The following is a 20,424-nucleotide window of genomic DNA, read 5'->3' as shown; positions in this document are numbered from 1 at the left end:
GGCATGATCCTTCCGGCGCTGTTCTTCTACCTGTTTGCTGCGGCCTGCGTGGCCTCGGCGGTCATGGTGATTGTCTCGCGCAATCCCGTGCACTCCGTGCTGTTCCTGATCCTGGCCTTCGTCAACGCGGCCGGGCTGTTCATCCTGATGGGCGCCGAGTTCCTCGGGATGATGCTGATCGTGGTCTATGTCGGCGCGGTCGCGGTGCTGTTTCTGTTCGTGATCATGATGCTCGACGTCGACTTCGTCGAGCTGCGCGAGGGCTTCATCCAGTATCTGCCGATTGGCATCGTGATCGGCGGCATCTTCATGTTCGAGCTGCTGCTCGTGGTCGGCGCCTGGGTGATCAACCCGGCCGTGACCAAGACGATCACCGCGGCGATCCCGACCAATGTCAGCAACACCGAGGCGCTCGGCCTCGTGCTCTATACGAAGTACATCCATTACTTCCAGCTCGCCGGCATGGTGCTGCTGGTCGCGATGATCGGCGCCATCGTGCTGACGCTGCGCCACAAGGCCAAGGTCAAGCGGCAGAACATCAACGTGCAGAACGCGCGCACGCCCGAGATGGCGATGGCGATGCGCAAGGTGGCGTCGGGGCAGGGCCTGCAGGATGCCGACGCGGCGGAGTGGGTGAAATGACGATCGGGCTCGGACACTATCTCGCGGTCGCCGCGATCCTGTTCACGCTCGGGATCCTCGGCATCTTCCTCAACCGCAAGAACATCATCGTCATCCTGATGTCGATCGAGCTGATCCTGCTGTCGGTCAACATCAACCTGGTGGCGTTCTCGACCTTCCTCGGCGACATCGTCGGCCAGGTGTTCGCGCTCTTGGTGCTGACGGTGGCCGCCGCCGAGGCTGCGATCGGTCTCGCCGTGCTGGTGGTGTATTTCCGCAACCGCGGTTCGATCGCGGTTGAAGACGTCAATCTGATGAAGGGCTAGGCGCAGTTATGGTTCAGGCAATCGTATTCCTGCCTCTGCTGGGCGCCATCCTCGCAGGCATTATCTCGCTGGTCGGTGCCCATGCGCGCTGCCCGAGCGGCGATACCGTCGACCATCACGACGATGCGCATGGCGACGCCCATGCCTCCGCGGCCCATGACGATCATGGCCATGATGACCATGGCCATGACGATCACCATGTCTCCGAGCCGGCGGCCGCCGGCTCGCGCCTTGCCGAGCTGATCACCACGGGCCTCTTGTTCGTGTCGGCGGCGCTGTCGTGGTTCACGCTGGTCGATGTCGGCTTCATGCACCATGACGCGCGCGTCGTGCTGCTGCCCTGGATCAACTCGGGCGACCTGCAGGTGGCCTGGACGCTGCGGGTCGACACCCTGACCGCGGTGATGCTGGTCGTGGTCAACACGGTGTCCGCGCTCGTCCACCTCTATTCGATCGGCTACATGGACGAGGATCCGAACCGGCCGCGCTTCTTCGGCTATCTCTCGCTGTTCACCTTCGCGATGTTGATGCTGGTGACGTCGGACAACCTCGTTCAGCTGTTCTTCGGCTGGGAGGGCGTCGGCCTCGCGAGCTACTTGCTGATCGGGTTCTGGTACCAGAAGCCGTCGGCCAATGCCGCGGCGATCAAGGCCTTCGTGGTCAACCGCGTCGGCGACTTCGGCTTCGCGCTCGGCATCTTCGCGATCTACGCGCTGGTCGGCTCGACCGATTTCGAGACCATCTTCCATACCGCGCCCGGTCTGACCGGCAAGACCATCAACTTCTTCGGCTGGCAGGCCGACGCGCTGACCTTGACCTGCCTGTTGCTGTTCATGGGTGCGATGGGCAAGTCGGCCCAGTTCCTGCTGCACACCTGGTTGCCGGACGCGATGGAAGGTCCGACCCCGGTGTCGGCACTGATCCATGCCGCGACCATGGTCACCGCCGGCGTGTTCATGGTGGCGCGGCTGTCGCCGCTGTTCGAGCTGTCGCCGACCGCGCAGGCGGTGGTGATGTTCTTCGGCGCGACCACGGCGTTCTTCGCCGCCACGATCGGCCTCGTGCAGAACGACATCAAGCGCATCGTCGCGTATTCGACCTGTTCGCAGCTCGGCTACATGTTCGTGGCGATGGGAGCGGGGGCCTATTCGGTCGGCATGTTCCATTTGTTCACGCACGCCTTCTTCAAGGCGCTGCTGTTCTTAGGGTCAGGCTCGGTGATCTACGCGATGCACCACGAGCAGGACATCCGCAACATGGGCGGGCTGTGGCGCAAGATCCCGTACACTTTCGCGGTGATGTGCATCGGCACCCTGGCGCTGACCGGCTTCCCGCTGTTCGCCGGCTACTTCTCCAAGGACGCGATCATCGAGGCGGCCTATGCGGCGCATAACCCGTTCGCGACCTACGCCTATCTCTTGACCATCGTGGCCGCCGGCCTGACCTCGTTCTACTCCTGGCGTTTGATCTTCAAGACGTTCTTCGGCGAGCCGCACGACCAGAAGCACTACGAGGCGGCGCATGAGAGCCCGGTGTGGATGTTGGTGCCGATCGGCGTGCTCGCCGCCGGCTCGATCCTGGCGGGCCTGCCGTTCAAGGAGCTGTTCGTCAACCCGCACGGCGTGGAAGAGTTCTTCCGCGAGTCCGTGAAGATGAACCCGCACATCCTCGAGGACATGGAGCACATGCCGGGCTGGCTTGCGCCGCTGCCCACCGTGATGATGGCGCTCGGCCTGTTCATCTCGTATCTGTTCTACATCCGCAGGCCGTACCTACCGGTCGAGCTCGCGCAGCAGCAGCCGATGCTGTACCAGTTCCTGCTCAACAAATGGTACTTCGACGAGCTGTACGACTGGATCTTCGTGCGCCCGGCGAAGTGGCTCGGCTACACGCTGTGGAAGAAGGGCGACGGCTTCATCATCGACGGCTTCGGTCCCGATGGCGTCTCCGCCCGCGTGCTCGACGTCACCCGCAACGTCGTGAAATTGCAGACCGGCTACCTCTATCACTACGCATTCGCGATGCTGATCGGGGCCGCCGGATTGATCACCTGGTTCATGTTCGGCTTGGGAGGCCAGTAGATGACAACCTGGCCCATCCTTTCGGTCACGACCTTCCTGCCGGCGGTCGGTGCGATCCTGGTCTATCTGCTGGCGCGGGGCGGTGACGAGACCGCGAGCCGCACGGCGCGCTGGATCGCGCTGTGGACCACGCTGATCACCTTCGCGATCTCGCTGATCCTGGTGGCGCGCTTCGATCCGGCCTCGACCGACTTCCAGTTTGTCGAGAAGGCGTCCTGGCTCGCCACCGGCATCACCTATCACATGGGCGTCGACGGCATCTCGCTGCCGCTGATCATCCTGACCACCGCGATCATGCCGCTCTGCATCATCGCGAGCTGGAAGTCGGTGACGCAGCGGGTCGGCGAATACATGATGGCGTTCCTGATCCTGGAAACGCTGATGGTCGGCACCTTCTCGGCGCTCGACCTCGTGCTGTTCTATTTGTTCTTCGAGGGCGGCCTGATCCCGATGTTCCTGATCATCGGCGTCTGGGGCGGCCCGCGCCGGGTCTATGCGTCGTTCAAGTTCTTCCTCTACACCTTCCTCGGCTCGGTCCTGATGCTGCTCGCCATCATGGCGCTGTACTGGAACGCCGGCACGACCGACATCCCGACCCTGATGCACACCGCGGTGCCGCGGTCGATGCAGACCTGGGCATGGCTGGCCTTCTTCGCCTCGTTCGCGGTGAAGATGCCGATGTGGCCGGTGCACACCTGGCTGCCCGACGCGCACGTCGAGGCGCCGACGGCGGGCTCGGTGATCCTGGCCGCGATCCTGCTGAAGATGGGCGGCTACGGCTTCCTGCGCTTCTCGCTGCCGATGTTCCCGCTGGCCTCGCACGACTTCGCGCCGTTCGTGTTCGTGCTGTCGGTCATCGCCATCATCTACACCTCGCTGGTGGCGATGATGCAGGAGGACATGAAGAAGCTGATCGCGTATTCGTCCGTCGCGCATATGGGCTTCGTCACCATGGGCATCTTCGCGGTGACGACGCAGGGCGTCGCCGGCGGCATGTTCCAGATGGTCTCGCACGGCATCGTCTCCGGCGCGCTGTTCCTTTGCGTCGGCGTCGTCTACGACCGCATGCACACCCGCGAGATCGCGGCCTATGGCGGTCTCGTCAACCGGATGCCGCTCTACGCGCTGACCTTCATGGTCTTCACCATGGCCAATGTCGGTCTGCCGGGCACCAGCGGATTCGTCGGCGAGTTCATGACGCTGCTCGGCACCTTCAAGATCTCGCTGCCGACGGCGTTCTTCGCCACCACCGGCGTGATCCTGTCGGCCTGCTACGCGCTCTGGCTCTACCGCAAGGTGGTGTTCGGGGTGCTGGTCAAGCCGTCGCTGATGTCGATCAAGGATCTCACCTTCCGCGAATGCGTGACGCTGTTCCCGCTGATCGCACTGACCATCCTGTTCGGCGTCTATCCGAAGCCGGTGCTCGACATGTCGGCGGCCTCGGTGCAGCAGCTCGTCAACAATTACCAAACCGCCGTGACTGCCGTGAAGGCAGCCGCGCTGACCGTCCAGTAAGGCCCTCGTCATGAGCTTTTCCAGTGCAGGTTATCAGTTGCAGCCGGTGCTGCCGGAGCTGGTGCTCGCGGTCGGCGCCATGGTGCTGTTGATGATCGGAGCCTATCGCGGGCAGGGGACGACGCGGCTCGTCACGGCGCTGGCGATCTGTCTCCTGGTGCTGACCGGCGTGCTGGAACTCTGGCTGCCGGCCGGCAAGCTCGTGACCTTCGGCGGCAGCTTCATCGTCGATGATTTCGCCCGCTTCCTGAAGGTCCTCGCGCTGATCGCCTCGGCGGCAACCCTGATCCTGTCGACCGAGTACCTGTCCCAGCCGTCGAGCCGCAACTTCGAGTTCTCGATCCTGGTGCTGCTGTCGACGCTCGGCATGATGGTGCTGATCTCGGCCGGCGACCTGATCTCGCTCTATCTCGGCCTCGAGCTGATGAGCCTTGCGCTCTACGTCGTCGCCGCCAGCCAGCGCGACAACGCCAAGTCGAGCGAGGCGGGCCTGAAGTATTTCGTGCTCGGGGCGCTGTCGTCGGGCATGCTGCTCTACGGCGCCTCGCTGATCTACGGCTTCACCGGCACCGTCAGCTTCGCCGGCATCGCGGCCGCCGCGACGACCGGCAGCATCGGCATCGTGTTCGGCCTGGTGTTCCTGCTCGCCGGCCTCTGCTTCAAGGTGTCGGCGGTGCCGTTCCACATGTGGACGCCCGACGTCTATGAGGGCGCGCCGACGCCGGTGACGGCGTTCTTCGCGTCCGCCCCGAAGGTCGCGGCGCTCGCGGTGTTCACCCGCGCGACGCTGACCGCGTTCCCGGGCATCGTCACCCAGTGGCAGCAGATCCTGGTGTTCGTGGCGATCGCCTCGATGGCGCTGGGCTCATTCGCGGCGATCGGCCAGACCAACATCAAGCGGCTGATGGCCTATTCCTCGATCGGCCATATGGGCTTTGCGCTGGTCGGCCTCGCCTCCGGCACGGTCGAGGGCGCCCAGGGCGTCCTGATCTACATCACGATCTACGTCGCGATGACGCTCGGTTCCTTCAGCATCATCCTGGCGATGAAGCGCAACGGCCAGGCGCTGGAGCAGATCAGCGATTTCGCCGGCCTCTCCCGCACCAATCCGCTGCTCGCCTTCATCTTCGCGATGCTGCTGTTCTCGCTGGCCGGCGTGCCGCCGCTCGCCGGGTTCTTCGGCAAATGGTACGTGTTCGTCGCCGCGATCAAGGCCAATCTGTTCACGCTCGCCGTGATCGGCGTGCTGACCAGCGTGGTGGGCGCGTTCTACTATCTGTCGATCGTCAAGGTGATGTATTTCGACCAGCCGCTCGGCAAGCTCGACCCGGTCCGCGTCGAGCTGCGCACAGTGTTGGCGGTCGCCGGCATCTTCAACATCTTCTACTTCGCCTATCCGGGCCCGCTGGTGAGCGTGGCCACGGCGGCGGCCAAATCACTATTTTGAAGCGTGCAGTTCCGAAATCGGGATGCTGGCTTTCGGAACCAATCATGCGCATAACGCTGACATGACCTTCACGCTCGGGCCCCGGGCCATAGCGGCGGGCTACCGGCTCGCCGCCTTCGATCAGATCGGCTCGACCAATGCCGAGGCGATGCTGCGCGCCCGCGACGGCGAGCAGGGGCCGATGTGGTTCGTGACGCCGGAACAGACCGCGGGCCGCGGGCGGCGGCAGCGGATCTGGGTCGCGCCGCGCGGCAATCTCGCCAGCACGATCCTCGAGGTGACGGACGTCCAGCCGGCAGTCGCCGCTACCCTCGGCTTCGCCGCCGGGCTGTCGCTCGAAGCTGCGCTGCGGAAGGTCAGCATCGAGGCGGCGCTGCGGCTCGGGCCGGACAGCCCGAAGTTCACCCTGAAATGGCCGAACGACGTGCTGGCCAACGGCAGGAAGCTCTCGGGCATCCTGCTTGAGGCCGAAGCCATCGGGAGCCGGCTGGCGGTCGTCGTCGGCATCGGCACCAATGTCGTCGCAGCACCAGAGGGGACGCCGACGCCGGCCGTATCGCTCGCGGCGCTCGGCATCCAGATCGGGGCGGAGGAGCTGTTTGCCGCGCTGTCGGACGCCTGGGTCGAGTTTCGCGGCATCTGGGACGACGGCCGCGGCTTCCCCGAGATCCGCAGGCTGTGGCTGGAGCGCGCGGCCGGGCTCGGCGAGAAGGTCGCGGTCCAGACCGGCTCGGCGACCCTTGAGGGCACGTTCGACACCATCGATGATACCGGCTGCCTGATCGTCCGCACTGCTGATGGCGAGCGCCTGCCCGTGACCGCCGGCGAGGTCTATTTCGGCACCGCAGCCTCGGTGAGGGCGAACTGATGGCGCGTCCGGACGAGCTCACCTTTGCGCCGCTCGGCGGCGTCGGCGAGATCGGCATGAACCTGTCGATCTACGGCCTCGGCAACCGCCACCAGCGGTCCTTCCTCGCGGTCGATCTCGGCGTCTCCTTCGGCGACGAGGAGCATCTGCCGGGCATCGACCTGATCATGCCCGACGTCCGCTTCCTCGAGAAGGAGCGCAACAATCTGGTGGGCCTCGTGCTGACGCACGCCCATGAGGATCATTTCGGTGCCATTATCGATCTTTGGCCGAAGCTCGGCTGCAAGATCTACGCGACGCAATTCAGCGCGGCGCTGTTCGAGGCCAAATGCGCCGCCGAGCGCAACCCGCCAAAAATCCCGGTCACGGTGATCCCGTCGGGCGGGCGAGTCGATATCGGTCCGTTCAATGTCGAGTTCATCCCGGTCGCGCATTCGATTCCGGAATCGCACGCGCTGGCGATCAAGACCGATCTCGGCACCGTGCTGCATACCGGCGACTGGAAGATCGATCCGACCCCGATCATCGGCCAGCCGACCGACGAGCGGCGGCTGCGCGAGCTCGGCGATGAAGGCGTGCTGGCGCTGGTCGGCGATTCCACCAATGCGGTGCGCGACGGGCGCTCGCCGTCGGAGACCGAGGTCGCCGCCACAATCAAGAAGCTGGTCAAGGCGGCCAAGGGCCGGGTCGCGGTCACGACCTTCGCCTCCAATGTCGCCCGGGTGCGGGCGGTGGCGGACGCCGCCAACGCCGCCGACCGCGAGGTCGTCGTGGTCGGCCGTGCCATGGAGCGCGTGGTGCAGGTGGCGCGCGAATGCGGCTATCTCGATGGCTCGCATAAATTCCGCAGCGCCGACTATTACGGCCATTTCCCGGCCGACAAGGTGCTGGCGCTGTGCACCGGCAGCCAGGGCGAGCCGCGTGCGGCGCTGGCGCGGATCGCCAATGACGACCATCCGCAGGTCACCCTGAACAAGGGCGACACCGTGATCTTCTCCTCCCGCACCATTCCCGGCAACGAGAAGGCGGTCGGCTCGATCATCAACAACCTCGTCATGCAGGGCGTCGAGATCATCACCGACCGCGAGCATCTGGTGCACGTCTCCGGCCACCCGCGCCGCGACGAGCTGCGCGACATGATCTCCTGGGTGCGGCCGCAACTGCTGATCCCCGTCCATGGCGAGGCGCTGCATCTCGCCGAACACGCCAAGCTGGCGCGCGCCGCCGGCGTGCCCAAGGTCCTGACCTGCCGCAACGGCGACCTCGTCAAGCTCGGGCCCGGCGAGCCCGGCATCATCGGCGAGGTGCCGGCGGGGCGGCTCTACAAGGACGGAACCATCCTGGAGGACGCCAAGTCGCGCGCTGTGGTGGAGCGGCGGCGGATGGGCTTTGCCGGCTGCGCCTTCGTCGCCATCGCCATGACCGAGCAGGGCGAGCTCGTCGACGATCCCGAGGTTGATCTGGTCGGCATGCCGGAGAACAATGCGGCGGGCGAACTGCTCGACGACATCGTGTTCGATGTGGTGGTATCGACGATCGAGGGCCTGCCGAAGCCGCGGCGGCGCGATCCGGACGCGCTGGGGGAATCGGTGCGGCGCGCGGTGCGGGCGGCGCTGAACGAGCAATGGGGCAAGAAGCCGATCTGCGTCGTGCACGTTCTGACGGTTTGAGCCTAAGCATGATCCGGAAGAGTGCGAAGCGATTTTCCGAAAAGATCATGCTCAACTGAAGGGAGAGAGAGATGCTGGGCCGGCTCAATCACGTCGCGATCGCGGTCAAGGACGCCAAGCAGGCCGCGAAGATCTACGGCACTGCCTTCAATGCCGAGATTTCCGATGCGGTGCCGCTGCCGGAACACGGCGTGATTACCGTGTTCGTGACGCTGCCGAACACCAAGATCGAGTTCATCGAGCCGCTGGGCGAGACCTCGCCGATAGCGAAATTCGTCGAGCGCAATGCCGACGGCGGCATCCACCATGTCTGCTACGACGTGCCCGACATCATCGCGGCCCGTGACCGCATGATCGCCGAGGGTGCGCGGGTGCTGGGCGACGGCCAGCCGAAGATCGGCGCGCATGGCAAGCCGGTGCTGTTCTTCCACCCGAAGGACTTTTCAGGCGCCCTGGTCGAGATCGAACAGGCCTGAGGCCGCATGGCTTACCAGATCTCCACCGGACTTGCGATCTACTTCGTGCTTTGGTGGCTCGTGCTGTTCCTGACGCTGCCGTTCGGCGTGCGCAGCCAGCACGAGGACAATGTCGGCGCGCCCGGCACCGACCCCGGCGCGCCGATCCTGGCGCGGATGGGCCGCAAGCTGCTGTGGACCACGCTGATTTCCGCCGTGATCTTCGCGATCGCGATGTGGGCCTATCATTCCGGCTATCTCTCGATCGAGCGGCTGTCGAAGCTGATGGGGATGCCGTTCTGATACGCAGTTTTCGTGGGATCAGAAGTAGCCCGCATGAGCGAAGCGACATGCGGGATCACTTTCCCGGGTATCGCGGAGCCTGTCATCGGGCGCGCGTTCGCGCGACCCGTTGGCTCACCCGGGCTACGAACCGATGGGGATGCTGTTTTAGAAACTGATGCCAATGGAGTGGGGATCAACCTCGCCCTGGCAATGCGGAGGAGGCGACCACGATGAACCTGCAGTCCCAGCCGGGCTCCGGGCCGAGCGCATATCGAATCCTGCGGGAAGCCGATCTGCGGGATTATCTCGCGGGGCTGCCCGCCATCGTCGCGCAGCTCGGCGGCGCGCCGGCGGACTGGTCGATCAGCGAGGTCGGCGACGGCAATCTCAATCTCGTCTTCATCGTCAAGGGCGGAAGCGGCGGCCTCGCGGTCAAGCAGGCGCTGCCGTATGTGCGCCTCGTCGGCGAGAGCTGGCCGCTGCCGCTGTCGCGGGCGCATTACGAGCACATGGCGCTGGTGCATCAGGCGCGGCTGGCGCCGATGCTCGTGCCGGCGGTGCTGCATCATGATGCGCCGCTCGCGCTCACCGCGATGGAGCTACTCGAGCCGCACATCATCATGCGCAAGGGCCTGATCGAGGCCACGTGGTACCCGCGCTTTGTCGAGGATATCTCAACCTTCCTGGCGCAAACGCTGTTCTTCACGTCCGACCTTGCGTTGTCGGCCGCGGAGAAGAAGCAGGGCATCGCCGATTTCGCCGGCAACCACGCGCTCTGCAAGATCACAGAAGACCTGATCTTCACCGATCCCTACCGCATCGCCGAGCAGAACCGCTGGACCGCGCCGTATCTCGACGCCACGGCGGCGGCGTTCCGCGAGGACCTCGACCTGCATGTCGCGATCTCCAGGCTGAAGCTGAAATTCATGGCGAGCCCGCAGGCGCTGCTGCACGGCGATCTGCATACCGGCTCGATCATGGTTACAGACAGCGAGACCAGGGTAATCGATCCCGAGTTCGCCTTCTACGGCCCGATGGGCTTCGACATCGGCGCCGTCATCGGCAACCTCCTGATGGCCTATCTCGCCTCCGCCGGCCACGAGCGCGCGCCGGGCGAGCGCGCCTCGTTCGAGGCCTGGCTACTCGCGACCATGGAGGGCGTCTGGAGCGAGTTTTCCCGAAAGTTCCTGGCGCTGTGGCGCAGCGAGGCGAACGGCGACGGCTATCCGGTGTCGCTGTTTACCGGCGAGGCAGGTGCCGCGCGGTTGGAGGCAGAACGGCAGGCGTACATGGCGCGGCTGTTCGAGGACACCGTCGGCTTCGCCGCGGCCAAGACCATCCGGCGCATCCTTGGTCTCGCGCACAACATCGACTTCGAGTGGATCGCCGACGAGAAGCAGCGCGCGATCTGCGAGGCGCGGGCCCTCAAGCTCGCCCGCAATATGATGCTGGAGGCGCCGTCCTACACGACGATCGGCGCGGTCACCTACGCCGCCCGCGAGCTGCGCCACTGGCAGCCGGATTTTGCGAGGTAGCCGGGAAGCGTAGGATGGGTGGAGCGAAGCGGTACCCATCATTCTGACAGCGCGATAAGAGTTGATGGGTTTCGCTTCGCTCTACTCGTCCTACGCAGCGCGGCTTTCCCTGCGCCCTCTTCAACGCGAGGGCGGAACGAACAGCAAGCTCGGACAAATCATGTCGCGAGAATGCGGATGTTTGACTCACAAGCGATACACACTCGGCGTCGTCCCGGCGAAGGCCGGGACCCATAACCACCAACGATCATTGTTAAGCGACGCTGGAATGACGAGTTCCTTCAACAATACCCGCCGCGGCGTATGGGTCCCCGCTTTCGCAGGGACGACGAATGGAGAGAGCTGTGTGCTCAGCTCCTTCATCCTTAATCCGCCGCCTGTTCCCGCAGCCGCTGCGCGTACACGTTGATGATCAGCGCCGCGAGCAGGATCAACCCGCGGATCAGGATCTTCAGGAAGCTGTCGATATTGACGTGGTCGAGGCCGTTGTTGAGAACGCCGAGCACGAACAGGCCGACGATGGTGTTGCCGATGCCGCCGCGGCCGCCGAACAGGCTGGTGCCGCCGACCACCACGGCCGCGATCGAATCCAGCAGATAGGTATCGAACTCGTTCTGCTGGGCGCTGCCGAAATGGGCGACGCCGAGCATGCCGCCGATCCCCGAGCACACCGCCGAGATCACCATCACACTGCCGAGGATGAGCTTGACGTTGAGGCCGGCAAATTCCGCGGCCTCGCGGTTGCCGCCGACCATGTAGACGTAGCGGCCGAACCGTGTGTAGGTCAGCACCAGGTGGCCGCCGAGCAGCATCACCGCGGCGACGATCACAATCCAGGGGATGCCGCCGATCGAGCCGGAGCCGAGCGTCGTGATCAGGTCCGGCACCTTGTAGGCGATCTGGCCGCGCACCAGCAGCGCCGAGACGCCGGCCGCAATCTGCATCATGGCGAGCGTCATGATGAAGGAGGGGATGCCGATCATGGTCAACCCCAGCGCGTTGACGAGGCCGAGCAGCGCGCACAGCGCAAGCGCCAGCAGGATCGCGACGATGCCCGGCATCGGGACATTGGCGATGTTGACGTAGGATTCCTGCAGCGTGAAGTACGCCACCGCAATGCCGGTGACGTTGGCGATGCTGGCGATCGACAGGTCGATCTCGGCGCACAGGATCACGAAGGTGAGGCCGACGGCGATGATGCCGGTGACCGACACTTGCGTGAGGATGTTGCCGACATTGTCGATGGTGGCAAACGACGGGCTCGCGATCGCGAAGAAGGCGCTGAGGAAGATCAGCGTCAGGAACGGCGCAATGTTGCGCATCTGCGAGCGCACGAAGGGCGCCAGCCCGCGCGACCGCTGGTGATCCGCTCGCGCCGTGGCGCCGTCACTGCTTGCCATCATGTCTCTCCATCAAGCGCGATGAGGTGGTCATCGCGCTTTCTCTGTTTGTTTGAGCATCGGAAAACCGCTTCGCACTTTTCCGGATCATGCTCTAGGCCGCCTCCAGCAGCCGGTCCTTGCTGACCGCTTCGCCCGCGAATTCGCGCACCACCGCGCCGCGCTTCAGCACCAGGATCCGGTCGGCCAGCGACAGCACCGTCTCCGGCTCGGTCGACAGCACGATGATCGCCAGCCCCTTGGCGCGGAGATCGCGCACGATGTTGATCACGTCGTTCTTGGCGCCGACATCCATGCCGCGGGTCGGCTCGCACAGCACCAGGACGCGCGGCGGATAGGCTAGCCATTTCGCCAGCGCCACCTTCTGCTGATTGCCGCCGGACAGCATGCCGAGATCGAGGCCGACCACCGGCGGCCGGATCTGCAGTTGCTCGACCTGGCGCTGGGCGATCGCACGCTCGCGCACCGGCTTGAGCAGCAGCGCCGAGATCCGTTCGAGGATGCTGATCGAGATGTTCTTGTAGACCGGTTCCTGGTGGAACAGCATGGCGCGCCGGCTTTCCGGCACCAGGGCGACGCCGGCCCGTCGCGCCGCCGCGGTGCTGCGAAACGTCTTCGTGGCGCCGTCGACCGCAAGCGTTCCGCCGTCGGGTCGCAGCTTGCCGAACAGGATGCGCGACAGCTCCAGCTGCCCGCAGCCCATGAAGCCGTAGATACCGAGCACTTCGCCGGAGCGGGCCTCGAACGAGACGTCCCGCAGGCTGCGGCGCAGCGAGAGCTGATCCACCTTCAGCACCGCCGCGCCTCCGCTCGATTGCGGGAGCATCAGGTCATCGGTGTAGCTGTGTTCCAGCGCCTCGCCGCCGCGGCCGATCATGGCCTCGATCAGGGCGCCCTTGGTGGTGTCCGCGGACGCGGTCTCCGCGATCTTCCGCCCGTTGCGGAACACCGTCACCACGTCGGAGACCCGCAAAATGTCCTCGATGAAGTGCGAGATGAAGACGATGCTGGTGCCTTCGTCGCGCAGCCTGTGCAGCGTCGCAAAGAGGCGTTCGACCTCGGGCGGAGAGAGGGCGGAGGTCGGCTCGTCCAGGATGATGATGCGTGCGCCGGAAAACAGCACGCGAGCGATCTCGATCAGCTGCTGCAGGCCGATCGGCAAATCGCCGAGCCGCGTCATCGGGTTGACGTCGATGCCAAACCGGGCCAGCTGCTCGCCGGCCTCGCGCGCCATCCGCCGCCATTGCACGAAGCCGAGGCGGTTGGTCGGCTGGTTGCCGAGGAACACATTCTCAGCGACCGTGAGATCAGGCGCGACGCTGAGCTCCTGATGCACCATGCCGATGCCGGCGGCGTGCGCGTCACGGGTGGAGCGGAAGCGGGTCTCCTTGCCGTCCAGCATGAAGCGGCCGGAGAACTCCGGATGCACGCCGGCGATGATCTTCATCAGCGTACTTTTTCCGGCGCCGTTCTCGCCGACGAGACCATGGATCTCGCCGGCGTGCAGCGCGAAGTCGATCCCACGAAGGGCTTCGACGCCGCCGAAGGCCTTCGTGATCTGGTGCAATTCGAGGATCGCCGAGCGTCCCTGCGTCATGAGGCCCGCTCAGATCAGGAAATGATCCTCCATCCATTGCATGCCGGCGGCGTTGGCCTTGGTCACGACGGGACCGTCGGTCACGACATTCTTCGGAATGCCCTGGCCGCTCTTTTCGCCGCCGACCACGGCGGCGACGCCCGCGACGATCGCGCCGCCATGGATGCGGCAGGACGGATTGCGGACGGTCGCGAACATGCGGCCTTCGCTGACCGCCTGAATCGCCGGCGGCATGGCGTCGACACCGCCAATCAGGATGTTGGTGCGGTTGCGCGCCTTCATGATGTTGTAGGCGGCGAGCGCCATGTCGTCATTGTGGAAGAAGGCGGCGTCGATCTGCGAGTATTTGGTCAGATAGGTTTCCCAGAGCCGGGCGGTCTTCGAGACGTCCCAGTCGGCGGGCTGGGTATCCAGCACCTCGATGTTCGGGAACTGCTTGATGACCGAGTTGAAGCCCTTGGCGCGGCCCTGCGCGCCGGTATGGCCGAGCGCGCCCTGGGTCATGATGACCTTGCCCTTGCCGCCGATCGCGTTGCACAGCGCCTGCGTTACGGAGGCGCCCATGAACTCGTTGTCAGGTGCGAGGAACGAGTGGACGTTAATTTGATCGAGAGGAGCAATAAGCGTGTCCATGTCGATCACGGGGGTCCCGGCGTCGATCATCTTCTGCACCGGCTGGGTCAGCGTGCCGATGCCGAACGCCTGGATCGCGACGAAGTCCCATTTCTGCGACGCCATGTTGTCGATCGCGGCGCGCTGCTTGACGGCATCGAGCTGGCCGTCGAACCAGGTCACCTCGACGTTGAACAGCTTGCCCCAGAACTCGGCGGCCTGCTTGCCTTGCGCGCACCACGTCGCCTGCAGTCCGGCATTGGAGAACGCCGCCTTCAGCGGCTTTTCCGAGCGTCCCGTTTCGGCGGCGAGCGCCGACGTCGTCATGCCCATTCCGCCGAACAGGCCGGCCGCAGCTCCACCTGCCGCCGCCATCTGCAGAAGGTCGCGCCGCGTCGTCGACGCCTTGTCCATCCCCTTGTCGGTCCCTGGCATTGCTTGCTCCCTCTTCGTTTTTCTGACCGTCGGCGTCAGTTGCACGCGCCGCGGATAAAGCGAGTGTGTCACAATCGGAACGGTGACGCTACGGCCTCTCGTCCACGAGATGTTTCTGCTGCAGCACGATGGCTTCGATGTCGCCGAGCAGCTTGTGCCACGCAGCATCGATCTCCGCAGACCATTGCTCGCCGAGAATGTCGCGCAGCGTATCGGCGATCACCGCGAAGAACGCGACGAACAGTTCGCGCGGCGTGCCGTAGGCGTCGTGCGAGAACACTTCCGATTCGATCAGGCGAAAATGTCCGCGGCGCTCGCCCGCGAAATCGAGGATGGCTTCGATCGTCAGCTGCAGCATCGAGCCTTTCACCGGCTCGCTGCCTTCGGTGCGAAACATCGCCTGCGTCTCGGGATGTTCGCGAAATAGGCGGCGATAGACTGACGGTGTCAGATCATCGCAAGCCGCTGCTGCGAGTTCAAAGCTGCGTTCGATCGGATTCAATGATGGAGCCATAGCGGATTGCGATCATCACATAAAAAAAGAGCAGGGCTCAAAGCCCTGCTCCAAAAATTGTGTCGACCCTATTTGCCCCAAAAATTCGATTTGATCTTGATTGATGGGGTGACGCTGCTTGTGCGCGTCGGGCTCCTCCCGAGACTTGGACCACCAGGACACACCTCGCGGCTGGCCTGAGCCCGAATTGGTAGACTATCTTTCCAGGCTTGTCATCATTTTCGGCAACGATTGTTCAATTTTCGAGCAATTTGCGAAATGATTGGGATGGCGCCACCGGCGGTTGTGACGGGAGATATAAAACACGTGGCAGGGTAAGGGGATACGACTGATTTCGGAGTTGCCGTGACGCAAGTGCCACGCTCGGTTATTTCCGTCGGCTGGAAGAAACCGGACGCATCGGCGATCTCGACTTCCGGCGCCCATGGTGGTTAGTTCCGTGGCGGATGGATTTGCGATGCGCCGGCGGCTGAAGAATTTTCTGCCCATCGTCTTGGTTGCCCTGCTTGTGCAGATTCTTGCACCGATCGGGGCCTGCTGGGCGGCGAGCCTTGCCGCGTCCGATCCGCTCGCGGCCGCCACCATCTGCCACGGCGATGCCGGCTCCGGAGCGGGGCAGGGTGACCAGACCAGTCACGACGCCCATGACGGCTGCTGCTCGGCCTGCAGCGTGCTGCAGACCGGTGCGCCGGTTGATAGCCCGCAAGTTGTGGCCCAGGCCGTCGAACGCCTGCCGAACCCGATCGCCTGGCTTGATTTCGCCTCCGAGCTCGATCGTTCGCGCGCCGGCCTCTCGGCGCAAGCCCGCGCGCCGCCGCTGTTTTCCTGACGACCTTGTCGCTGCCGGTGCGTCCCGCGCCAGCAAGTGCCCTTGAGCAAGCCGGCCGGAGCGCCGGTGTCAGGATTCATCCATGTTTCGCTATCATCCGCTGGAGGCGGCAAGCGTGCTCGCGCTGGGCGCGACGCTTTGCTCATTGCCGTCCGCTGCCGAAGCCCAGGCGCCCAGCACAGAGCTACCCTCCGTCACCGTCGAGGCGCCCCGGACGGCGGTGCGCGCCAAGCCGGCGGCGCAGAAGCCGCGCGTTCGTGCCGCGTCCGTGCGGCGGCCGCCGAAGCCGGCGACAGCGCCAGCCGTGACGGCGGCCCCAGCGGACGGCGCGAGGCCGGGGGAGACGCTTGCCGCGACCCGCGACGGTTTGAACCGGGCGCCGACAGGCCAAACGCAGACGACCATCGACCGCAGCCAGTTCGACAACCGACCGGCGTTCTCCGTCGCCGATGTGCTGCGCGACAGTCCGGGCATCTCGATCAAGCAGGGCAACGGCCCGCGTGATTTCGGCATCTCGATCCGCGGGTCGAATGCGCGGAACGGCTTCGGCATCCGCAACCTCGTCATCTTCGACGACGGTTTCCCGGTGACCCAGCCGGACGGCCTGTCGCGCAGCGACCTGATCGATCCGCATGCCTATGGCGCCATCGACGTGGTCCGCGGGCCGTCATCGGCGCTCTACGGCAATTATGCGACCGGCGGCGCGCTGAATTTCAGGACCCGGCCGGGCGGCAAGATCGACGGCGTCGAGTATGGCGTCGACGGCGGCAGCTTCGGTTACCTCAACAACTATCTCGCGGCGGGCAAGAAGGTCGGCAATTTCGAGGCCTCGCTGTTCGCGAGCGACGCGCGCGGCGACGGCTACATCGGCAACAGCTGGTTCAACACACAGACCGTTAATTTCCTCGGCACGCTGCAGGTCACGCCGGACGACCGCTTCACGGTGAAGCTGATCAACAACGACCTGACGACGCGCCTGCCGATCCGCTCCTCGCTTAACCAGTTCTACCAGAACCCGTTCCAGCAGGGCTGCACGACCGGCGCGACGGCCGCGCCGGGATGCGCCACCGTGACGTTGTTCAACAACGGATTCAACGCGGCGGCCGGGACCGACAGGGAGACCGCGGTTCAGGCCGGTCTCGGGCGCGACGACCGCCGTACCATCGTCGGCGGCCGCTGGGAGCACGACTTCGACAACCAGACCACCTGGCGCAACCAGTTCGTCTTCGACGACCGCAATATCAATCAACCGACGGGATCGACGAGCGCGATCGGCGACTTCCCGTCCTACAACTACATGAGCGACGTCGTCAGACGCGGCGATATTTTTGGGCTGGATTCGACGACCTATTTCGGCGGCTTCTACAATACGCTCACCGCGTCGAGCGACACGCGCAATGTAATGCCGGGCGGAAATGCGACGCTCGGAAGCCTGTCGAGCAATTTGTTCAGCACGACGACAAATTACGGTGTTCGCGCACGCGAGGAATTGAAGCTCACGTCTGCGCTGACGGCCGTTGCCGGCATTGGCTGGGAGGCCACCAGTCTGACGGGCCGGAACACCGCCTACAGCTACGCCGGCGCGGCCGGAACCACGACCACGGCGATCACGACGGCGGACCGGCAATTCCAGAATACCGCGCCCGAGCTCGCATTGCTGTACCGGCTGAGCAGCGAGTGGCAAGTCCGTGGACGAGTGGCAACCGGATACGGCACGCCGCAGGTCAGCAATTTGTTCGTCCTGCCGAGTGGCGCCTCGGGCAACAACACCCAGCTGCGGACGCAAAAGAATCTCGGTTACGATGTCGGTGCCGACTGGACACCGAACAACGCGCTCAAGCTCAGCGTCACGGGCTTCTACGAGTTCTTCAAGGACGAGCTCGTTTCTCAGGCCACGCCGCTTGCGGGCATCTCCTACACGTTCAACGCGCCGCGATCGGAGCATCGCGGCGTCGAGCTGGCCGCCGACTGGAAATTCCTGCCGGGCTGGCGGTTCTCGGCGGCCTACACTTATCTCGACGAGGTCTACACGGAATACGTCGAGAACATCACGAACGGCGCGGTGTTCAGCTTCAATCGCGCCGGCAACAAGATTCCCGGCATTTCGCCGAACGAGCTCACGGCGCGGTTGGGCTACGACCAGCTGTCGGGTCAGTTTCAGGGATTTGGCGGGTTCGTCGAAGTGCAGTGGAAGGACAGCTTCTACATGGACAACGCCAACCTCTTGAAGGCGCCAGGCTATGAGCTGGTCAACCTCAATCTGCACTACAAGACCGATCTCGTCTCCGATTATTTCAAGGCGCTGAACCTCTACATCGAGGTGAGGAACGTCTTCGACCGGACGTACGTGGCGTCGGCGAACAACATCTCAAATTCGGTGACCGCGGCAGGCATTCAAAATCCCGCGAGCGTACTGGCGAACTCGACCAACTCGATCTATGCCGGATCGCCGCGCGCCGTCGTGGCGGGCATGAAGATTGCGTTCAAATGAGGAGCGCATCGATGACCTATCGCAAACCGGTCGCCCTGACGCTGCTTGCATCGCTCATGCTCGCGGCCTTGCCGAGCCTTGCCGTCGCACAGATGAGCCATCAGCACGCCTCCGAAGCGGCCTGCGAAGAGACGGCCCTGCGCTGCGCGACCAAGGTCACGCCCGCCTTTGGGCGGGATGGGACATTGTGGCTGGTGTGGATGGCCGGCGGCCAGATCTCCGTCGCGAGCTCAAAAGACCAGGGCAAGAGCTTTTCCACACCGGTGCAGGTCACACGGGAGCGGCTCAGTCTCGATTGGGGACCGGATGCGCGGCCGAAGCTTGCGATCGATGCCAAGGGCAACATCGCTGTGGCCTTCTCGATCTTCCGCGATCAGAATTTCAACGGCCAGGTGCTGACCACGCGATCGACCGATGGCGGGCGCAGCTTCGATGCGCCGAAGCCGATCACCACGAACAATGAGAGCCAACGGTTCGAGGCGATAGGTTTCGATCCTGCGGGGGCGATGTTTGCCGCGTGGCTCGACAAGCGCAACCGCGTGCCGGCGCAGCAGCGCGGCCAGAAATATGACGGTGCCGGATTGTTTTTCGCGTCATCGGGAGATGGCGGAGCAACCTATTCCGACGCGCGGCTCGTCGCCGACAACACCTGCGAGTGCTGCCGCCTCGCGCTGGCGTTCGATGGTGCGGGCCATCCTGTGGTCGTGTTCCGGAACATCTTTGAAGGCGGCGTGCGCGACCATGCGGTCGTGACGTTCTCCGACCTGGCTACGCCCGGCGAGATACATCGGGTGAGCCGCGACGACTGGCAGATCGCGGCCTGTCCGCATCACGGTCCGAGCCTGACCATATCGCCCGAAGGAACCTACAATGTGACGTGGTACACCAACGGCAAGGCGCGCAAGGGATTGTTCTATGCGCGCTCGCGCGACGGCGGCAAAACCTTCTCCGATCCGCTTCCGGTCGGTCAGCCGAACCGCAGCCCATCCCGGCCGCAGATTATCGCGGGGCCGCAGGGGCTTGTCATGGCCTGGAAGGAATTCGACGGGCAGAAGACGACAATCGACCTCATGACGTCGCACGACGATGGGGCGACATGGTCGAAGCCGACGGTGATCGCGGACACCGCCGACAGTTCCGACCATCCGCTGCTCGTCTCGGACAGTCGGCAGACCTATCTGTCGTGGATGACGAAGGCCGACGGCTACCATTTTCAAGCGATCGAGGGCGAACCATGAAGCGTCATCTGCTGGCTGCGCTGATCCTGCTCGCGACGCTGCCGTCCGCACTGGCGGCGGGAGAGGGCGCGCCAAAGCCGTTCGAACGCGGCAGCTGGCAAAAGCTGCTGCATGCGCATGCCGGTCATCCGACCCTGGTGCATTTCTGGGGAGTGACCTGCGGACCATGCAAGGTCGAGCTGCCGGAGCTCGGCCAGTTCATGAAGGATCATCCCGGAATCGATATCGTCACGATCAGCGCGGATCTGGTTCCCAACCTTCCGGAAGCGACGCGATCGATGCTGGATCGCGCCGGCCTCGGCGCGGCCGAAAACTGGATCTTCGACGACGGCTTTGCCGAGCGGTTGAGATTTGAGATCGATCCGGCCTGGCAAGGCGATATCCCGCGAACCATGCTGATTTCCCGGGATGGAACGATCACGACGATCGAAGGGTCGGCCGAAATCGCCGATCTGAACAAATGGTCCATCGCCCAGTCGGCAGCAACCCGATGACACTTGAATTT

18 protein-coding genes are annotated in these 20,424 nt (G+C 64.4%); 14 read left to right on the top strand and 4 right to left on the bottom strand.

Annotation, left to right across the window (positions count from 1 at the left end):
• Positions 1-3 precede the first annotated feature (3 nt).
• The 10 genes from ACVI1L_RS36060 (at position 4) to mtnK (ending at position 10,803) form a co-directional block, all read left to right on the top strand.
• The gene (locus ACVI1L_RS36060; protein ID WP_028333975.1) at positions 4-642 is read left to right on the top strand and encodes an NADH-quinone oxidoreductase subunit J; all 639 of its coding nucleotides are present in this window, start codon (positions 4-6) and stop codon (positions 640-642) included.
• Positions 639-947, top strand: a complete 309-nt coding sequence (gene nuoK / locus ACVI1L_RS36055; protein WP_016841823.1) for an NADH-quinone oxidoreductase subunit NuoK — start codon at positions 639-641, stop codon at positions 945-947. The genes ACVI1L_RS36060 and nuoK overlap by 4 nt, the downstream gene beginning before the upstream one ends.
• An 8-nt stretch (positions 948-955) precedes the next feature.
• Positions 956-3,028 carry an NADH-quinone oxidoreductase subunit L gene (gene nuoL, locus ACVI1L_RS36050; RefSeq protein WP_456785047.1) on the top strand — a complete coding sequence of 691 codons (2,073 nt, stop codon included), beginning with the start codon at positions 956-958 and terminating at the stop codon, positions 3,026-3,028.
• On the top strand, positions 3,029-4,543 hold the full coding sequence (locus ACVI1L_RS36045) for an NADH-quinone oxidoreductase subunit M (protein WP_456785046.1): 1,515 nt from the start codon (positions 3,029-3,031) through the stop codon (positions 4,541-4,543). It begins immediately after the preceding gene.
• Positions 4,544-4,553: 10 nt separating this feature from the next.
• On the top strand, positions 4,554-5,990 hold the full coding sequence (gene nuoN / locus ACVI1L_RS36040; protein ID WP_057016475.1) for an NADH-quinone oxidoreductase subunit NuoN: 1,437 nt from the start codon (positions 4,554-4,556) through the stop codon (positions 5,988-5,990).
• Between the two features lie 61 nt (positions 5,991-6,051).
• Positions 6,052-6,858 carry a biotin--[acetyl-CoA-carboxylase] ligase gene (locus ACVI1L_RS36035; protein WP_456785651.1) on the top strand — a complete coding sequence of 269 codons (807 nt, stop codon included), beginning with the start codon at positions 6,052-6,054 and terminating at the stop codon, positions 6,856-6,858.
• Entirely contained in the window at positions 6,858-8,528 is a 1,671-nt protein-coding gene (locus ACVI1L_RS36030; RefSeq protein ID WP_141340991.1) for a ribonuclease J, read from the top strand. Before ACVI1L_RS36035 ends, ACVI1L_RS36030 begins: the two co-directional genes overlap by 1 nt.
• Before the next feature lie 71 nt (positions 8,529-8,599).
• A complete protein-coding gene (gene mce, locus ACVI1L_RS36025) occupies positions 8,600-9,004 on the top strand; it encodes a methylmalonyl-CoA epimerase (RefSeq protein WP_057016476.1) in 405 nt (134 codons plus the stop codon).
• Positions 9,005-9,010: 6 nt separating this feature from the next.
• The gene (locus tag ACVI1L_RS36020; protein WP_057016477.1) at positions 9,011-9,286 is read left to right on the top strand and encodes a DUF1467 family protein; all 276 of its coding nucleotides are present in this window, start codon (positions 9,011-9,013) and stop codon (positions 9,284-9,286) included.
• 212 nt (positions 9,287-9,498) lie between these two features.
• A complete protein-coding gene (gene mtnK, locus ACVI1L_RS36015; protein ID WP_141340990.1) occupies positions 9,499-10,803 on the top strand; it encodes an S-methyl-5-thioribose kinase in 1,305 nt (434 codons plus the stop codon).
• A 365-nt stretch (positions 10,804-11,168) separates the two neighbouring features.
• Here mtnK and ACVI1L_RS36010 read toward each other — a convergent pair whose 3' ends face one another.
• The 4 genes from ACVI1L_RS36010 to ACVI1L_RS35995 form a co-directional block, all read right to left on the bottom strand.
• On the bottom strand, positions 11,169-12,203 hold the full coding sequence (locus ACVI1L_RS36010) for an ABC transporter permease (protein WP_057016587.1): 1,035 nt from the start codon (positions 12,201-12,203) through the stop codon (positions 11,169-11,171).
• Positions 12,204-12,297: 94 nt separating this feature from the next.
• Positions 12,298-13,800, bottom strand: a complete 1,503-nt coding sequence (locus ACVI1L_RS36005; RefSeq protein ID WP_057016479.1) for a sugar ABC transporter ATP-binding protein — start codon at positions 13,798-13,800, stop codon at positions 12,298-12,300.
• 9 nt (positions 13,801-13,809) lie between these two features.
• A complete protein-coding gene (locus ACVI1L_RS36000) occupies positions 13,810-14,847 on the bottom strand; it encodes a sugar ABC transporter substrate-binding protein (RefSeq protein ID WP_057016480.1) in 1,038 nt (345 codons plus the stop codon).
• Positions 14,848-14,935: 88 nt separating this feature from the next.
• Positions 14,936-15,361: a globin gene (locus ACVI1L_RS35995; protein ID WP_057016481.1), complete on the bottom strand. Its 426-nt coding sequence runs from the start codon at positions 15,359-15,361 to the stop codon at positions 14,936-14,938.
• A gap of 457 nt (positions 15,362-15,818) precedes the next feature.
• On the opposite strand from ACVI1L_RS35995, the gene ACVI1L_RS35990 reads away from it, so the two are divergent.
• From ACVI1L_RS35990 to ACVI1L_RS35975, 4 genes are all read left to right on the top strand, one after another.
• Positions 15,819-16,190, top strand: a complete 372-nt coding sequence (locus ACVI1L_RS35990) for a DUF2946 domain-containing protein (protein WP_076825366.1) — start codon at positions 15,819-15,821, stop codon at positions 16,188-16,190.
• Positions 16,191-16,272: 82 nt separating this feature from the next.
• Positions 16,273-18,681: a TonB-dependent receptor family protein gene (locus tag ACVI1L_RS35985; RefSeq protein WP_456785045.1), complete on the top strand. Its 2,409-nt coding sequence runs from the start codon at positions 16,273-16,275 to the stop codon at positions 18,679-18,681.
• Positions 18,682-18,692: 11 nt separating this feature from the next.
• The gene (locus tag ACVI1L_RS35980) at positions 18,693-19,919 is read left to right on the top strand and encodes a sialidase family protein (RefSeq protein ID WP_057016484.1); all 1,227 of its coding nucleotides are present in this window, start codon (positions 18,693-18,695) and stop codon (positions 19,917-19,919) included.
• On the top strand, positions 19,916-20,413 hold the full coding sequence (locus ACVI1L_RS35975; RefSeq protein ID WP_057016485.1) for a TlpA family protein disulfide reductase: 498 nt from the start codon (positions 19,916-19,918) through the stop codon (positions 20,411-20,413). Before ACVI1L_RS35980 ends, ACVI1L_RS35975 begins: the two co-directional genes overlap by 4 nt.
• Positions 20,414-20,424: the final 11 nt, after the last annotated feature.

The sequence above is a fragment of the Bradyrhizobium sp. USDA 4516 genome (assembly GCF_054055915.1).
This window is presented reverse-complemented; position numbering and strand designations above follow the sequence as displayed.

Coding starts and splice junctions, on each gene's coding strand:
- ACVI1L_RS36060 (WP_028333975.1), top strand. CDS start 4: ATGATCCTTCCGGCGCTGTTCTTCTACCTGTTTGCTGCGGCCTGCGTG.
- nuoK (WP_016841823.1), top strand. CDS start 639: ATGACGATCGGGCTCGGACACTATCTCGCGGTCGCCGCGATCCTGTTC.
- nuoL (WP_456785047.1), top strand. CDS start 956: ATGGTTCAGGCAATCGTATTCCTGCCTCTGCTGGGCGCCATCCTCGCA.
- ACVI1L_RS36045 (WP_456785046.1), top strand. CDS start 3,029: ATGACAACCTGGCCCATCCTTTCGGTCACGACCTTCCTGCCGGCGGTC.
- nuoN (WP_057016475.1), top strand. CDS start 4,554: ATGAGCTTTTCCAGTGCAGGTTATCAGTTGCAGCCGGTGCTGCCGGAG.
- ACVI1L_RS36035 (WP_456785651.1), top strand. CDS start 6,052: ATGACCTTCACGCTCGGGCCCCGGGCCATAGCGGCGGGCTACCGGCTC.
- ACVI1L_RS36030 (WP_141340991.1), top strand. CDS start 6,858: ATGGCGCGTCCGGACGAGCTCACCTTTGCGCCGCTCGGCGGCGTCGGC.
- mce (WP_057016476.1), top strand. CDS start 8,600: ATGCTGGGCCGGCTCAATCACGTCGCGATCGCGGTCAAGGACGCCAAG.
- ACVI1L_RS36020 (WP_057016477.1), top strand. CDS start 9,011: ATGGCTTACCAGATCTCCACCGGACTTGCGATCTACTTCGTGCTTTGG.
- mtnK (WP_141340990.1), top strand. CDS start 9,499: ATGAACCTGCAGTCCCAGCCGGGCTCCGGGCCGAGCGCATATCGAATC.
- ACVI1L_RS36010 (WP_057016587.1), bottom strand. CDS start 12,203: ATGGCAAGCAGTGACGGCGCCACGGCGCGAGCGGATCACCAGCGGTCG.
- ACVI1L_RS36005 (WP_057016479.1), bottom strand. CDS start 13,800: ATGACGCAGGGACGCTCGGCGATCCTCGAATTGCACCAGATCACGAAG.
- ACVI1L_RS36000 (WP_057016480.1), bottom strand. CDS start 14,847: ATGCCAGGGACCGACAAGGGGATGGACAAGGCGTCGACGACGCGGCGC.
- ACVI1L_RS35995 (WP_057016481.1), bottom strand. CDS start 15,361: ATGGCTCCATCATTGAATCCGATCGAACGCAGCTTTGAACTCGCAGCA.
- ACVI1L_RS35990 (WP_076825366.1), top strand. CDS start 15,819: ATGCGCCGGCGGCTGAAGAATTTTCTGCCCATCGTCTTGGTTGCCCTG.
- ACVI1L_RS35985 (WP_456785045.1), top strand. CDS start 16,273: ATGTTTCGCTATCATCCGCTGGAGGCGGCAAGCGTGCTCGCGCTGGGC.
- ACVI1L_RS35980 (WP_057016484.1), top strand. CDS start 18,693: ATGACCTATCGCAAACCGGTCGCCCTGACGCTGCTTGCATCGCTCATG.
- ACVI1L_RS35975 (WP_057016485.1), top strand. CDS start 19,916: ATGAAGCGTCATCTGCTGGCTGCGCTGATCCTGCTCGCGACGCTGCCG.